This is a genomic window from Cryptosporangium arvum DSM 44712 (assembly GCF_000585375.1).
Taxonomy (GTDB): domain Bacteria; phylum Actinomycetota; class Actinomycetes; order Mycobacteriales; family Cryptosporangiaceae; genus Cryptosporangium; species Cryptosporangium arvum.
This window is the reverse complement of the sequence record NZ_KK073874.1, coordinates 5,540,987-5,554,996: the sequence shown is the minus strand read 5'-3', so window position 1 is coordinate 5,554,996 and position 14,010 is coordinate 5,540,987. Positions and strand designations below refer to the sequence as shown.

Genomic DNA, 14,010 nt, shown 5'->3' with positions numbered 1-14,010 from the left:
CGTGCGGCCCCGCGCTCTGCCGAACCCCGGGTGGCTCCCCAGCGCCGCGTACCCGGATGCGTACCCGAGCGCGGGACGGTACGCGCAGGTCCTCGGTCGTGCGACGGCGGAGGTGGACACCGTCCGGGTGACGGTCGACGGGAACACCCGGACCGTGCCGGTGATCAACGGGACGTTCGCGGCCGGACTCGCGCTGACCGGCACCAACGTGGTCTCGGTCCTCCTCGTGCGGGCGATCAGCCGCACCGGGGAGACGATCAGCGAGTGGGACGGCCCTCCCCGGCGCTGCGCGGTCGACCCCGCCGGGACGGTCGTCGTGGGCCGGGGGAACGAGGACCCGGCCTCATGCGTCCGGGCCCGGCCCTGGAAGTAGCGCGGCGGCCTCCTCCAGGACCGACAGCCGGCCGTGCTCGCGGGGCCAGAGCACGGCCAGCGTCGTGACCCCGAGTTCGCCGTAGCGGCCCACGCAGTCGCGGAACGACTCGATCGAGTCCAGCGGCCGCTCGTCGCCGTACCCGAGCACGGCCAGCGACGGCAGCGTCGCCGGGTCGCGGCCGTGCTCGGCGCAGACCTCGGCCAGCTCCGCGAGCTGCCGGCCGATCTCGGCGTGGCCGGAGACCGCGGGGTCCTTCGCGACGTCCTGGGTGATCCACAGGTCGCCGAACGCGGCCGCCAGCGCCATACCCCGCCGCCCGGTGGCGGCGATCGCGATCGGCGGCCGGCGTGGCTCCCCACCCCCGAGCGCGACGTCGTGCGCGCTGAAGAACGTGCCGGTGACGTCGGTGTGCTCGCGGCGCAACAGCCGGTCGGTCAGGTCGACGTACTCGCGGAAGCGGGCGGTGCGCTCGGCCCGGGAGAGCGGCACGCCCCCGAACGCGTCCGAGTCGCGCCCCGGTCCGCCCGCGCCGATGCCCAGCACGAACCGCCCCTCGGACAGCGCGTCGAGGCTCAGCGCGGCCTTGGCCGTGGTGACCGGATGCCGGAAGTTCGGCGAGGTCACCTGGGTGCCGACGCCGATCCGCGAGGTGGCCGCCGCGACGGCCGCCAGCGCGGTCCAGGCCTCGTGCCACGGCGCCGGGCCGTGGAGGTTCAGGTGGTCGTAGAACCAGCCGCGGTGGATCCCGAGGCGTTCGGCGTGCCGCCACTCCTCCCGCACGACCGGCCAGGCCGCGTCCGGCCACATGACGGCGTCGAGCTGCATTACGTCCCCTCCGCGGTGGCCGCGCCGAGCCACCCGCCGAGCAGTGCGGTGGCCACGGTGCTGATGACCTGGTCGTCGGGAAGGTAACGCGCGTCGTGCAGCATCGGACCCGCGGGCCCCTCCCCGGTGCCGACGAAGTGCATGAGGATCGGCACCTGCGGGCCGTAGGTGGCGAAGTCGTCGGAGCCGCAGGACGCGAAGCTCGCGCCCGGCACCCCGAACGCGCGCAGCCATCGGCCGGCCGACGCGGCCAGCGCCGGGTCGTTCACCAGCGCCGGCTCGCCCCGGCGCACCCGGTACTCGCCGACGCAGCCGCCGGCCGCGGCGATCCCGTCGACGGTGCGGGCCAGGCGTTCGTGCAGCAGCGTGCGGTCCTCCTCGCGCATCGCCCGCACGGTGCCCGACGCCCGTGCGGTGCCGGGGATGACGTTGGGCGCCCCGGAACCTTCGATCTGCGGGAAGGTCACCACGACCGGGTGCAGCGGGTCCACCGCGGCGCGGGCGGCGTCGCCCAGCGCGAGCACCGCCCGGCAGAGCACCGGCACCGGGTCGGCCGCCAGGTGCGGGTACGCCCCGTGCCCGCCCCGCCCGGTGATCACGATGTCCACCTCGTCGACCGACGCGTTCACCGGCCCGGGGTCGCTGGTGACCCGGCCCGCCGCGACCAGGGGTTGCACGTGCGCGGCGATCAACGCGCGCACCTGGTGATCGAGCAGCCGCCCGGAGGTGACGACGTCGATCGCCCCGGTCGGCCCCACCTCCTCGCGCGGCTGGAGCACCACGACCAGGCCCCGCGGCAGCTCCAGCCGCCGCGCGGCCCGCACCACCGCCACCAGCGCGGCGAGGTGCACGTCGTGCCCGCACGCGTGCATGGCGCCGTTCCCCGCCGCGAACGGAGCGCCGGTCGCCTCGGTCACCGGCAGCGCGTCCATCTCGGCGCGGAGCCCGATCGACGGGCCGTCCGGGCCGATCCGCAGCAGCCGGCCGGTTCCGGCGATCCGTTCGGCCGGGAGGCCGAGCGCCGCCACGACGCGGTCCGCGGTCGGATCCTCCGCGCCGGAGACGTCCGGGTTGGCGTGCAGTTCGTGCCGGAGCGCGACCGCGCCCGGTAATTCATCGGCCAGCGCCGCGCGCCAGGCGTCTGCGAGTTCGTCCACTAGGCGAACGTATCCGCCACCCAATCCGCGATGTACGTGCTGACGTAGGGCAGGTGGTCGAGCCCGATGTGCTCGGTCGCGCCCTCCTCGGGCGTGAAGACGCGCAGGTCGCGCCGCGGTGCGTTCACGGCCTGGTCGTAGGAGCGGTGCGCGTACTCGAGCGGGATCTGCCGGTCGTTCGCGCCGTGCGCGATCAGGAACGGCACCGTGATCTTCTCGACCACGCCGTCCAGGTGCACGTCGTCGGCGAACGCGATGAACTCGTCGAGGTCGGTGTGGCCCCACACCCAGAGCACGTGCTCCCAGTAGTGCGGCACCGGGCGCTCGCCCTCGCGCTCGAGCCGGCGGCGCTGCACCGCGCTCCAGTTGTGGTTCGCTCCCCAGGCCACGCAGAGCGCGAACCGCTTCTCGAACGCGGCGACGCGGGGCGCGTAGTAGCCGCCCAGCGACCAGCCGACGATGCCCAGGCGGCTGCCGTCGACGTCGTCGCGGGTGAGCAGGTAGTCCACCGCCGCCGCGCCCCAGGCTTCGGCGTCGATGCGTGCGGTCAGGCCCTGCAGGCGCAACGCCTCACCGCTGCCGGGCTGGTCGAGCATCAGGCAGGAGACGCCGCGCGCGGCGAGCTCCTCCCAGTGGCCGGAGGAGAACTGGTGCTCCTTCGTGGAGTCCAGCCCGTTGACCAGCACGACGACCGGCCTCGGACCGTCGCCGGGAGCGGCGCTGAAGTACGCCGGGAGCGTCGTGCCCCGGTACGGCACCGCGACCCGGCGCACGCTCTCCGGGAACGCCTTCTCCTGCAGCTCCAGGACCCGGCGGTAGGTGGGGATGCGGTTCGGGTCGGCGTTCGACAGCATCCGCTCGGCCTGGCACAGGTAGTTCGTCGCGCGTCGGTAGAGCTGCGTCGCGGTACGCGCGTGACCGGCCTTCCCGGCGTCCTCGGCCTGGCCGACGAGCTGATCGGTGAGCGCCGTCCACGCGCGCAGGAAGTCCGGGGTACCGGCGTCCTCGCCCTGCGCGGCGGCCTCACGGATCGGGCGGCAGGCCCGATCGACCTCGTCGATCAGCCCGCCGGAGTTGAGGGCCGCGACGACGCCCAGGTTCCAGACGTAATTGCCGGGAAAGTATTCGAACACGCTGATGACTATCACCGATCGGGCAGCCATGCGGAACAGCGATCTTCTGATGCCTGCCATCGGCGCGGTTTATAGCCGGTAGACGCGTTCGGCGTTGCCGTGCCCGATCAGGGCGGCGATGCGCTCGGCGTCGGCCCGGGCCCATTCGCCGCTGCCGACCCGGTCCTCCAGCAGCGCGGTCAGTGCCGTGGCGAAGCCGTGCGCTCCCAGCTGGTACAGCTCCGGAACGCCGTACGCGTCCGAGGAGTACAGCCCGCGTGAACGGGGCGACCTCGGCGAGCTCCGCGAGCACCGCCACGCCGCGGCGCGGCCCCACGTAGTGCAGCGCCAGCCCGACGTCGACGTGGACGTTCGGGAACACCGCGGCGAGGAACGAGGCCTGCCGCTGGTACGGCCAGCAGTGCAGCAGCATCACCGGGACGCGGTGGCGGCCGATCCAGTCGCTGAGCAGGGTGGGGTCGACGTCGGTCATCCGGATGTCGCGGTCGCCGAAACCGACGTGGAACTGGATGGGAAGGCCGAGCTCCACGGCGGCCTCCAGCGTGAAGCGCTGGAGCACCGGGTCGGCCAGACGCGTGGTGCCGCCCCACCGGGCGACGGCCGCGGTCACCTCCGCGGCGCCGGGCGGCGCGGGGTCGAGGCGGAAGCCGGTGCGGTAGGCGGCCACCGACTTCACGCCGACCGCGCCGACGTCGGCCACGGCCCGGTGCAGGCGGTCACGGAACGCGCCGGCGAACTCCGCGGGGTCCACACCGTCGGACGCCAGGTCCTCGGCGACCTTCTCCAGCCGCACGACGTGGTGGGCGCGGGCGCCGGTGATCCCGGCGAGCTGCTCCGGCGTCGTCAGGCCCTCGGCGTTGAACCCGGTGTCGACCAGGTAGCGCGCGGTGCCGGTCGTCGCGAGCAGGCGGCGGGTCACCTCCTCGGTGCCCAGCTCCGCGCGGCGCGCCAGGTAGTCCTCCGGCGACGCGTGTTCCGGCAGGTCGAGCCGGGGGGCGCAGTGCCGCCGGATCGCCAGGCCGACCGGCGTGTCGAAGTTCGTGTCGCCGGGCGGTGGGGCGCCGCCCTCGCTGATCAGGGCCTCGAATCCCGCGCGGTCGAGCTCGCGGGTGACGACGCCGTGACAGTGATGATCGATCAGTAGACCCACCGGTACGCCTCCGCGATCGCGGCCGGCGTCCGTCCGTCCATCCGCGCCGCCTCTCCGCGCCGGACCGTGACGATCGCGTCGACGAGCAACTCGTCCCAGGCCGCGGCCAGTACGCCGCCGCTGAACGCGCGTACGGCGTCGTCCATCGTGGTCGGTAGTTTCTGGATGCCGCGCGCGGCCAGCTCGGCCGCGGAGAACCGCGACGGGTCGCCGGTGATCTCCTCCGGCAGCGTGAGCTGCCGGTCGACGCCGTCGAGCCCGGCCGTGACCAGGGCGGCGAACACCAGGTACGGGTTCGCGGCCAGGTCGACGGCCTTCACCTCCAGGTTGGCCGCGGTGTCGCGGACGTCGGTGGCCCCGGTGACGATCCGCAGCGCGGCCTCCCGGGTCTCGTGACCCCAGCAGGTGTAGACGCCGGCCCAGTGGCTCGGCTGCAGGCGCAGGAAGCTCGCCGGGCTGGGGGTGGTGACCGCGGCCAGCGCCGGAAGCGCGTCGAGGACGCCGGCCGCGAACGCCTCGGCCTCCCCGGTGAGGCCGTAGCGCCCGGTGCCGCCCCCGTGGAGGTTCCGGTCGTCGCGCCACGTGGAGAGGTGCACGTGCCCGCCGTTCCCGACTCCTCCGGCCAGCACCGACGGGGAGAACGAGATCCGCAGCCCGTGCTTCTGGGCGAGCGCGCGCAGCGTCGAGCGGACCAGGACCGACCGGTCGGCCGCCGCGACCGGGTCGGTCGCACCGACCGAGACCTCGTACTGGCCGGGCGCGTACTCCGGGTGGATCTGATCGACCGGGACGCCCTGCGCGTCGAGCGCGGTCAGGACGTCGTCGCAGTAGGCGCTCAGCTCGGTCAGCCGGGTGAGCCCGTAGGCCGGGCCCTGGCACGCCGGCACAAAATCCGGCCCGTCGCCCCGGCCGAGGACGAACTCGATCTCGACCGCCGTCCGGAACGTGAGACCCCGGCCGGCGGCGTCGGCCACCGTACGGCGCAGCAGCGACCGCGAGCAGTTGACGTGCGCGACGCCGTCCTGGGTGAGCCGGTCGGCCGGCACCAGGGCCCAGCCGGGCTCGGCGGCCAGCACCACCAGCCGGTCGAGGTCGGGGTAGAGGCGCAGGTCGCCGTCGGGGCCGCCCTGCCGGTCGCTGGCGACGATCGAGTCGTCGGCCAGGAACAGGTCGAAGACCGGTGACATGCCGACGCCCCGCTGTACCGCGCTCGCGAGCGCCTTGGTCGGCACGGCCTTGACGCGCGAGATGCCCGCGGTGTCCACGTAGGAGAGCGCGACGCCGTGCACGCCGAGTCCGGCGAGCTCGTGGGCGATCTGCTGGGCACGGGTCGGATCGGTCATACCTTCGTGAGCCCTTCGTCGGCGGTGAGCGCGGTTCCGGCCCGCCGGGCCAGCTGCGGGGCGGCGAGCACCACGACCACCCCGACGAGCAGCCACACCGCCGCCACCAGCGGCGCGACCAGGCTGCGACCCTCCGGCAGCGGCACGACGTTGCGGTAGAGCGTGTAGCCCAGCACGATCAGCCCCCCGACCGGAACGATCACTTCCCAGGTGCGGACAGTGGGGTCTCGGTTCACGAACAACAGCCGGATGACGCCGACCGAAGCCAGGACATAGACCACCAGCAGCACCAACGTACCGATCACACCGGCCGCGACGAACACATCGAGTGACGTGTCGTAGATCAACCAGAGCAGCACCTCGATCACCGCGGCCGCGGCCACGACGCCGAGCGCGGCCCCGGCCGGGGTGCGCCGGGTCGGATCGACCCGGGCCAGCGCCGCCGGGGCGAGCCCGTCGCGGGCCATCGCGTAGAGCAGCCGGGACGCGCCGACCGCGCACGCCAGCGCGCACCCGAACGCGCTGATCGCGGCACCGAGGCTGATCAGGTCACCGAGCCAGGCGCCCACGTACCGGGTGCCGAGGTCCCCGAAGAGCGACCCGGAGCTCGCGAACGCGTCGAGGCCCTCCTGGTCGGTGCCGAAGCCCTGCACCTCCACCCAGGTCACGAAGACGAAGTAGACGCCGCCGAAGATCGCGGTGCCGAGGATCGCGCGGGGAATGTCGCGGCGGGGCCGCCGGGTCTCCTCGCCGAGCGTCGCCGCGGCTTCGAACCCGGCGAACGACAGGAAGCCGAAGACGACGCCGAGGAACAGCGCGCTCGTGTCGGTGCCCGCCGGCACCGTGAACGGGCTCACCGTGATGTCGCCGTCCGCGCCGACCTGGGCCAGCACCACGACCGCGACGACGAGGATCAGCGCGACCGTGGCGGCCTCGACGATCAGCAGCACGCGGGTGCCGAGCCGGATCGGCGAGATCGTCAGCGCGAGCACACCGAGCAGGACGACGGCGACGATCGGCAGCACGATCCAGTCCGGCGGGGCGTCCCAGAGGCCGGTGCCGTCGAGGAACGCGACCAGGAACCGGGCCGACGCGGTGGACGTCACCACCGCGTAGAAGAGGTACGTGCCGAGCAGACCCCAGCCGGCGACGACGCCGGGGCGCGGGCCGAGCGTCGCGCCCACGAAGCCGTAGACCGACCCGGAGTGGTGGAACTTCTGCGTCAGGCGCACGAAGGTGTACGCGACCAACAGGACTCCCGCGGTGGCCAGCGCGAACGTGAGCGGTACCGCGCGCCCCACGCTGCCGACCATGCCCTGCGGATTGATGTTCGCCGCCATCGACGGCGCCATGAGGGCGACGGAGATCCCGACGGCCTCCCAGATGCTCAGTTCGCGGCCGAGCCGCGGCCCTTGACCCGCCACGGTGCACACTCCGTCCACCCGGTGCCCGCGTCGCACGCGAGGCTCCCGCAGGAATATCCCTCCCTGGTTGCCCGGGGCAAGGGCCGAACGGTTCCCGGTGAACGTTCGTGGGGTCCGCGCCGTGTCGGAGGGGGCGTCGGTGGCGAGAGGAGACAGCTGATCCCGGCGCGTTTGCCCATTGTGGAGGGGTCGGGCCATGCTCATGAGGTACGACGCGCGTCATTACAGATACACCGTCAGAGGAGCAGAGTTGACCGTCAGCGAGCTCGCCGAGAGCTTCGATCCGTTAGGGGCGGATTACGCAGATCCCTATCCCAGCTACGCCCGGGCGCGACGCGAAGAGCCGATCTTCTTCGCCCCGCGCCTCGACGCCTGGGTCGTCACGCGGTTCGCCGACGTCGACGCGATCATCAAAGACCCGGAGGGGTTCTCCTCGGTCAACAGCCTGCGGCCGCTGCGGTCGCCGTATCCGGCCTCGATCGAGGTCCTGATGACCGGTTACCCGCAGCGCCCCGACCACGTCACGTCCGACGGCGAGGCCCACCGCCGTCTGCGCGTGCCCTACAGCAAGCACATGACGACCCCCGGCCGCGTGAAGGGCAGCGAACCCGCGATCCGCAAACGCGCCGAGGCCCACATCGACTCGTTCGGCTCCACCGTCGACCTGATCTCGAGCTACGCGGCTCCACTGCCGCTCGAGACCGCGGGTGACCTGTTCGGCTTCGCGCCGGACGACGTCGCCCTGGCCGACGTCGGCAGCCGGTCGCTGTTCGCGCTGGCGACGCCCGACCAGACCGAAGCGGAGGAGGTCGAGGTCGCGCGCCACGTCGTCGCGTTCCAGCACCGGCTGGCCGAGTACGCCCGCTCCCGGCACGCCGAGCCGACCGGTGACCTGATCAGCGACGTCGCCGCCGCGCTCTACCCCGGGGACGGGCCGCTGTCGTTCGAGGACGAGGCCCAGCTGGTGGCGACGTTCGCCAGCACGTTCGGGGCCGCGCACATCACCACCGCCGACGGCATCGGCAGCGCCCTCGCGCTGCTGCTCGCGCACCCCGACCAGTGGGAGTTGTTGCAGCGGCAGCCCGACCTGGTGCCGTACGCGGTGGAGGAGGCGCTGCGCTTCGAACCTCCGATCCCGGCGCAGTTCCGCCTCACCACCCGCCCGGCCACGGTCGGCGGCGTCGACCTCCCCGACGGCGCGGACGTGATGCTGCTCTTCGCGTCGGCCAACCGCGACGAGGAGCGCTACCCGGATCCTGAGCGCTTCGACGTGACCCGCAAGCCGAGCCGCCACTTCGCGTTCGGAGCGGGCGTCCACACGTGCGTGGGCGCGGCGTCGGCCCGGCTGCAGATGAGGGTCGCGCTCCAGACCCTGGTCGAGCGGCTGCCCGGTCTGCGCCTGGTGGAGGACCAGCACGTCGACGTGCGCAGGTCGTTGAACGTGCGCGGGCCGCTGGTACTCGAAGCGACCTGGTAGGAGACCGTCCGGGGAAGGCCTCCGACACCCTTGCGGAGGCCTTCCCGGGTGGCGACAGGGCCCCGACGGTCCCTGACAGGGCACGGCCCGGGGCGTGTGCTGCGCTCCGGGCCGGCGGTGTCGCTCGGCCTTCTCTAGGCGGAGGAGCCGCTCGCCTCGCGGTAGGCGGTGCGGAGCAGGTCGAGGGTGCCGTCGTCGACGGGGTTGGTGAGCGGGGAGCCCTGGCGGACCTCGCCCGGCCGGCGCTCGTCGAGTCGCGCGAGCGCGCCCGGGGCCAGGTCCGCGAACACCGATCGGTACGGCGAGAGCGAGGGCCCCCGTTCGTTCCACAGCACCACCAGGCCGCGTCCCCGGCCCGGGACGTGGATCCGCAGCACCCAGCGATCGCGGCCGGTGGAGGTCGACAGCTCGGCCAGCCCTTCGCGCTCCAGATCCCGGGCCCACGCGAGCAGCCGGTGGAGCTCCTGCTGCCGATCGACCGGCGCCGACCCGATCGCGTCCTCGAAGACGGCGCTGCCGCTCACCGGGCCCGCCGGGCTCACCGGAGTCGCCGGGCCGCGCGTGCCCACCGCCGCGCACAAGCTCCGCGCGGCTCCGACGATCGCGCTCCGCTCGGCGACGACGACCGCCGGCGCGAACCGGTACGCCTCGAGCTTCGGGACGCGGACGGCCCCCTCCACCCCGGACACCGCCGTCCGGTAGGCCTCCAGCGCCGGGCGGGCCCGCGCGAACGAGGCGGCGGTCGCGGGGTCGAAGCCCAGCGTCAGGTCACGCAGGCCGTACCACCCGGGCGTCCGGGTGAAGATCCACCCCACGGAGACCGGCTGGGAGCGCCCCGCGAACCGGAGCCGCACGCTTGCTCCGGCCGTGCCCCACTCGAACGTCAGCCCCAGCTCCCGGAGTTCCCCGAACAGTGCGCCCAGCGCGTCGGCGTAGCCGTCCGGGTACTCGCCGGAGCGGACGCGATCGAGGAACGCCGCCTCGGTGAGGCGCTCGGCGGGGCCTCGCGGCGGGAAGGCCGGGCGAACGTCCGGCGCGTCCCGTCCGGGCCAGCCGGGCCGACGCGGCGGCGGAGCGGTGCCCTGCTCGGCCGCCCGGACGCCGTCGAGCAGAGCGCGCCGGGCATCGGCCTCGGTGACGCGGTCGAACAGGTCGATCCCGACGATGCCGTCGAAGATGCCCCGCCGGGGACAGTCCTCGATGCGTACCGGGATCAGGCGGCGGTCGGCCCCGCGCGCGTCCCGGAGGTAGGCGCCCTCGGTCTCGGTCGCGCCGTGCTCGGACTCCAGGTAGGCCTCGGAGTACACCGCGACCGTCCGCTCCGCGGTGCGGATGCCCTCCGCCATGTGCGCGACCCACCGCATGCCGGGGACGATGTGCCACTTGTCGAACAGCACCGTCCGGCCGCTCTCCTGCAGCACCCACGCGACCCATTCGGCCCAGGCCCGGTCCGCGTGGGTGTAGGAGACGAACACGTCCCAGCGCTTGCCGCCGTTCTGCATCGACGAATACTCGCAAGCGCGGGCGCCGGTCGCAGCGGATTCGGCGCGGTGGTTCAGGCGCGCAGGCGGCGCGCGACGACCGGGATGACGATCGCGGCGGCGACCAGGTGGGTGGTCATCAGGAGGAGCTTGGTGCCGGTGGTCGCGTCGGCCAGGAGGTCGGGGACCAGGGACAGCACGGTCAGCGCCACCGTCGTGCGCACGAACACCCGGCGGGGGTGCGACGCGAAACGCCCGATCACCGCGGCCAGGACCAGGCCGACGATCGAGAAGAACGCGGTCAGGGTGGCGAAGCCGCCGACCGGGATCGGCGCGCCGGAGACGTCCAGGCTGATGCCCGCCGCCTGGCCTGCCGCCGCGACGGCCGAGGTGGCCGCGGCGGCGGCGACGGTGGCCGCGAGGCTGGCGACGAGCAGGGCGCGGGTCGAGGTGCCGGCCGGGGTGAGGGCGGTGGTGGTCATGGCGAGCCTCCGATGAGCTGTGGTTTCCGGTCTCTCATCCGGGCTACGAAGCCGCCGGGCCCACTACGACACCTGGGTGGAAAAAATTTCCCGCCACTCTGACGGTGGCGGGGAGGGACGACAATCGAGCCATGTACTTGATCAAGGAGCGGTTCTTCGACATCGGCGACGACTACGACATCACCGACGAACACGGCACCAAGCTCCTGCACGTCGACGGGAAGGTGCTCAGCCTGCGCAACCGGCTGATCATCGAGAACCTGGACGGCCAGGAGCTGGCCTCGGTCCATCGGCACCTGATCTCGCTGCGGCCCACCTACGAGATCACCATCGGCGGGGAGAAGGCCGCGGAAGTGAAGAAGAAGCTCTTCACGCCGTTCCGCGAGAAGTTCACGATCGACGTGCCCGGGCCCGACGACCTGGAGATGAAGGGCGACCTGATCGACCACGAGTTCCGCGTCGAGCGGGGCGGGCGCCACGTCGCGGCGGTCTCGAAGAAGTGGTTCCGGGTCCGCGACACGTACGCCGTCGACATCGTCGCGGGGGAGAACGACCTGCTGATCCTCGCCGGCGTGCTCGCGCTGGAACTCGCACTCGCCCGCAAGGACAACGACTAGGCCCAGCCTCCGACGACGTCGAACGACGACGTCTTCAGGAACGCCGCGGTGCCGTCGGACTTGTCGATCCACAGCTCGTCCCCGCGTACGTGCAGGTACTGGTCGGGGTAGTTGATCGACTGGAACGACACCGAGCCCGGCGTCGCACCGGGGCGGGGGCAGAACGTGGTGTCCTTGCGGAACAGGGCGGACTTGTCGTCCGGGTCGACCCGCACCCGGAAGCGGAAGTGACGCAGGTACTGGCCCGACGCCACCCGGAACGACCGGCACTCGGCGTCGGCCAGGCCGGTCACCAGCTCGAACGTCGAACTCTGGCGGAGCGCGACCGGGCTGGTCGGCGTCACCGGCAGCACGAACGCGACGTCGTTGACGACCTGGACGTACCGGTCGGGGGTCGCGGCCGACCGCAGGGCCCGGCGACCGATCAGCTCACCCGTCCGGGCCCCGGTGGGGGAGGGCGTGCCGAGCGCCGACGAGACGATCGTGGAGGGCCGGGCCGACGCGGAGCCCGACGGTAACGCGGCCGCGGAGGCCGACGGGCTGTTGCGCACCCCGGTCGTCACCGGCCGTGACTTCCGGCTGTCGGCGTACGTCGCCAGCGAGATGATCAGCAGGACGACCGCGATAGTCACCGCGACGATCCGGGCCATGTTCCCCACGCAGGGGTTCGCGGCGGTCCGGCGCACACGCTCCACGATCGCCGTCGAACCCGACCCGTCGGCCGGGTCGGGGGCCTGCTCGCAGCGGGCCAGCAACGACTCGCGCAGCGCGTGCGGGAGCGCGATCAGCGGTGTTCCGCGCAGCAGCCGGTCGGCCGGGATGAGGTCGGCGGCCCGCCCGGAGCAGGTCGGGCAGTCGGTGGCGTGCCGCGCGATCTGCCGGCGCTGGCGGTCGGACGGGCGGCGGTCCCAGTGCTGCAGCAGGTTCGTCAGCGGCGCGCACGGCGGCGACGCGCCGAGCGTCCGGATCGCGGTGCGGGCGTCCTCGAAGCGTGCCTCGATCTGGCGCAGCCGGTTCTCCGCGACCGTGGGCGTCAGCCCGCAGGCCGCGACGACCTCGTCCCGGGTGACCTCGCCGGAGGCCTCCAGCCACCACATCGAGAGCAGTTCACGGTCGTCGGGGGCGAGCCACCGCACCGCGTTGTTCGCCTCTTCGCGCTGGTCGGACGGGTCGCTGGCGGCGACCGGGGGCCAGTCGGCCCCGCACGGGCGGGCCCGGTTGGCCGTCTGCTCCGCCGTCCAGAGGAACCGCAGCGCGGTGCCCATCAGCCACGGGCGGAACGCGTCCGGCTCGGCCAGGCCGGGCATGCCCGCGGCGACGAGCGACACCGTGCGGACCATCACGTCGTCGACGTCGACGGACGGGCCCGCGGCCCGGAGCACGAGCGTGTACAGCAACGGCAGGTGGTCGGAGACGAGCGTCCGGACGGCTTGGAGATCGCCGTCCTGAGCAGCGCGCACCATTGCCGTACTCGGCAGTGCCGTCGACACGTTCTCGGTCACCTCACCGCGCGGAGCACCATGTGGCTCATTAGTCACACCAGACTGTGCCGACTACTAAACCGGTTGGGCCTCTGCACGCCAACTCGTTCGGCGCATTTCATTCGGACGCGGTCCGATTTGGACTGAAATACGGGAGGCCGACGCGCTAGTCGGCGAACGCGGCGACGAACGACTCGACGCATGACGACGGGGTCGCCGGTGACGTCACGACGTAGCCGTCGACGAGCACCGGTGGGTCGAGCGGGATCGTGCGCAGCCGGTCGACGCTGGCTCCGGCCACCTGCTCGGCCGGCAGCAGGCTCCAGCCCCGCGGGTCGTTGCCCACCTCGAACAGCACGTTGACCAGGTTTCCGGCGGCCGGGCGGGGCGGCGCGCCGGGCAGCGCCGCGACGATCGCGTCGTGCACGCCGGGGTCGGTCTCGCGGGAGGGCAGCCGGAGACCGGCCGGGTCTAGGTCGTCGAGCCCGATCGCGGGTTTCCCGGCCGCGGGATGGGTCCGCGCGACCACCGCGTGCAGTGGCTCCGACCAGGCCCGGAGCACGGTCAGGTTCGGGGCGGTCACCGGGCCGCGCACCAGGGCCAGGTCGAGCTCGCCGTCGCGGACCGCGTCGAGCCGCGCCGCCACCGGCAGGTCGACGAGCACGGGCTCGGCCGGACGGTCGCCGCCCTGCAGCCGGGTGAGCGCGCGGTCGAGCCGCTCGGTGACGCACGACGCGACCCCGACCCGCAGCGCGGCGGCCTCCTCGCCCGCCACCACGCGCACCCGGGCCGCGGCGGCGAGGGTGTCGCGGGCGGCGCCGAGCACGCGCTCACCGGCCGGCGTCAGCCGCACCCGACGGGACGAGCGGTCGAGCAACCGGACGCCGAGCTCGCGCTCGAGCCGGCTGATCTGCTGGCTCACCGCGGGCTGGACGATGTGCAGCCGCTCGGCCGCCCGGCCGAAGTGCAGCTCCTCGGCGACCGTCACGAAGTACCGCAGCGCCCTGAGTTCCACGTTTCTCTCTATCACAAAAAGTGATCGCTGCCCGAGCGAAGTGCGTCTG

At 73.3% G+C, this 14,010-nt stretch carries 13 protein-coding genes; 3 read left to right on the top strand and 10 right to left on the bottom strand.

The window, feature by feature from the left end:
- Nucleotide 1: 1 nt before the first annotated feature.
- Complete coding sequence (locus CRYAR_RS25340; RefSeq protein ID WP_051570933.1) at nucleotides 2–373, top strand: hypothetical protein; 372 nt, start codon at nucleotides 2–4, stop codon at nucleotides 371–373.
- On the opposite strand, the gene CRYAR_RS25335 is transcribed toward CRYAR_RS25340, so the two are convergent.
- The 6 genes from CRYAR_RS25335 to CRYAR_RS25310 are packed head-to-tail and all read right to left on the bottom strand — an operon-like array spanning nucleotide 344 to nucleotide 7,408.
- The gene (locus CRYAR_RS25335) at nucleotides 344–1,201 is read right to left on the bottom strand and encodes an LLM class flavin-dependent oxidoreductase (protein WP_051570932.1); all 858 of its coding nucleotides are present in this window, start codon (nucleotides 1,199–1,201) and stop codon (nucleotides 344–346) included. The two genes, CRYAR_RS25340 and CRYAR_RS25335, sit on opposite strands and share 30 nt — an antisense overlap.
- Nucleotides 1,201–2,358 carry a M20 metallopeptidase family protein gene (locus tag CRYAR_RS25330; protein WP_035855634.1) on the bottom strand — a complete coding sequence of 386 codons (1,158 nt, stop codon included), beginning with the start codon at nucleotides 2,356–2,358 and terminating at the stop codon, nucleotides 1,201–1,203. The genes CRYAR_RS25335 and CRYAR_RS25330 overlap by 1 nt, the downstream gene beginning before the upstream one ends.
- The gene (locus CRYAR_RS25325) at nucleotides 2,358–3,491 is read right to left on the bottom strand and encodes an alpha/beta hydrolase family protein (RefSeq protein ID WP_035855633.1); all 1,134 of its coding nucleotides are present in this window, start codon (nucleotides 3,489–3,491) and stop codon (nucleotides 2,358–2,360) included. The genes CRYAR_RS25330 and CRYAR_RS25325 overlap by 1 nt, the downstream gene beginning before the upstream one ends.
- A complete protein-coding gene (locus CRYAR_RS25320) occupies nucleotides 3,382–4,641 on the bottom strand; it encodes an amidohydrolase family protein (RefSeq protein ID WP_211247625.1) in 1,260 nt (419 codons plus the stop codon). Before CRYAR_RS25320 ends, CRYAR_RS25325 begins: the two co-directional genes overlap by 110 nt.
- Nucleotides 4,629–5,984: a type I glutamate--ammonia ligase gene (locus CRYAR_RS25315; RefSeq protein ID WP_035855632.1), complete on the bottom strand. Its 1,356-nt coding sequence runs from the start codon at nucleotides 5,982–5,984 to the stop codon at nucleotides 4,629–4,631. Before CRYAR_RS25315 ends, CRYAR_RS25320 begins: the two co-directional genes overlap by 13 nt.
- Entirely contained in the window at nucleotides 5,981–7,408 is a 1,428-nt protein-coding gene (locus CRYAR_RS25310) for an APC family permease (RefSeq protein ID WP_051572176.1), read from the bottom strand. Before CRYAR_RS25310 ends, CRYAR_RS25315 begins: the two co-directional genes overlap by 4 nt.
- A 250-nt stretch (nucleotides 7,409–7,658) precedes the next feature.
- Between CRYAR_RS25310 and CRYAR_RS25305 the strand changes: the two genes are divergently transcribed.
- Entirely contained in the window at nucleotides 7,659–8,885 is a 1,227-nt protein-coding gene (locus tag CRYAR_RS25305) for a cytochrome P450 (RefSeq protein WP_035855631.1), read from the top strand.
- A 134-nt stretch (nucleotides 8,886–9,019) separates the two neighbouring features.
- On the opposite strand, the gene CRYAR_RS44635 is transcribed toward CRYAR_RS25305, so the two are convergent.
- Both CRYAR_RS44635 and CRYAR_RS25295 read right to left on the bottom strand, forming a co-directional pair.
- Nucleotides 9,020–10,387 (bottom strand): toll/interleukin-1 receptor domain-containing protein, encoded by a 1,368-nt coding sequence (locus CRYAR_RS44635; protein WP_063725762.1) that lies wholly within the window; start codon nucleotides 10,385–10,387, stop codon nucleotides 9,020–9,022.
- Between the two features lie 53 nt (nucleotides 10,388–10,440).
- Complete coding sequence (locus CRYAR_RS25295; RefSeq protein ID WP_035855630.1) at nucleotides 10,441–10,848, bottom strand: DUF6069 family protein; 408 nt, start codon at nucleotides 10,846–10,848, stop codon at nucleotides 10,441–10,443.
- A 131-nt stretch (nucleotides 10,849–10,979) separates the two neighbouring features.
- On the opposite strand from CRYAR_RS25295, the gene CRYAR_RS25290 reads away from it, so the two are divergent.
- A complete protein-coding gene (locus CRYAR_RS25290) occupies nucleotides 10,980–11,465 on the top strand; it encodes an LURP-one-related/scramblase family protein (RefSeq protein WP_035855627.1) in 486 nt (161 codons plus the stop codon).
- Here CRYAR_RS25290 and CRYAR_RS25285 read toward each other — a convergent pair.
- The gene (locus CRYAR_RS25285) at nucleotides 11,462–12,967 is read right to left on the bottom strand and encodes an AbfB domain-containing protein (RefSeq protein ID WP_157018045.1); all 1,506 of its coding nucleotides are present in this window, start codon (nucleotides 12,965–12,967) and stop codon (nucleotides 11,462–11,464) included. The genes CRYAR_RS25290 and CRYAR_RS25285 overlap by 4 nt on opposite strands.
- A gap of 145 nt (nucleotides 12,968–13,112) precedes the next feature.
- Nucleotides 13,113–13,961 carry a LysR family transcriptional regulator gene (locus CRYAR_RS25280; RefSeq protein WP_035855626.1) on the bottom strand — a complete coding sequence of 283 codons (849 nt, stop codon included), beginning with the start codon at nucleotides 13,959–13,961 and terminating at the stop codon, nucleotides 13,113–13,115.
- Nucleotides 13,962–14,010 lie beyond the last annotated feature (49 nt).

Bases quoted from the DNA above. Each gene is read 5' to 3' on its own strand.
- CRYAR_RS25335 (WP_051570932.1), bottom strand. From the start codon at position 1,201: ATGCAGCTCGACGCCGTCATGTGGCCGGACGCGGCCTGGCCGGTCGTG.
- CRYAR_RS25315 (WP_035855632.1), bottom strand. From the start codon at position 5,984: ATGACCGATCCGACCCGTGCCCAGCAGATCGCCCACGAGCTCGCCGGA.
- CRYAR_RS44635 (WP_063725762.1), bottom strand. From the start codon at position 10,387: ATGCAGAACGGCGGCAAGCGCTGGGACGTGTTCGTCTCCTACACCCAC.
- CRYAR_RS25295 (WP_035855630.1), bottom strand. From the start codon at position 10,848: ATGACCACCACCGCCCTCACCCCGGCCGGCACCTCGACCCGCGCCCTG.
- CRYAR_RS25290 (WP_035855627.1), top strand. From the start codon at position 10,980: ATGTACTTGATCAAGGAGCGGTTCTTCGACATCGGCGACGACTACGAC.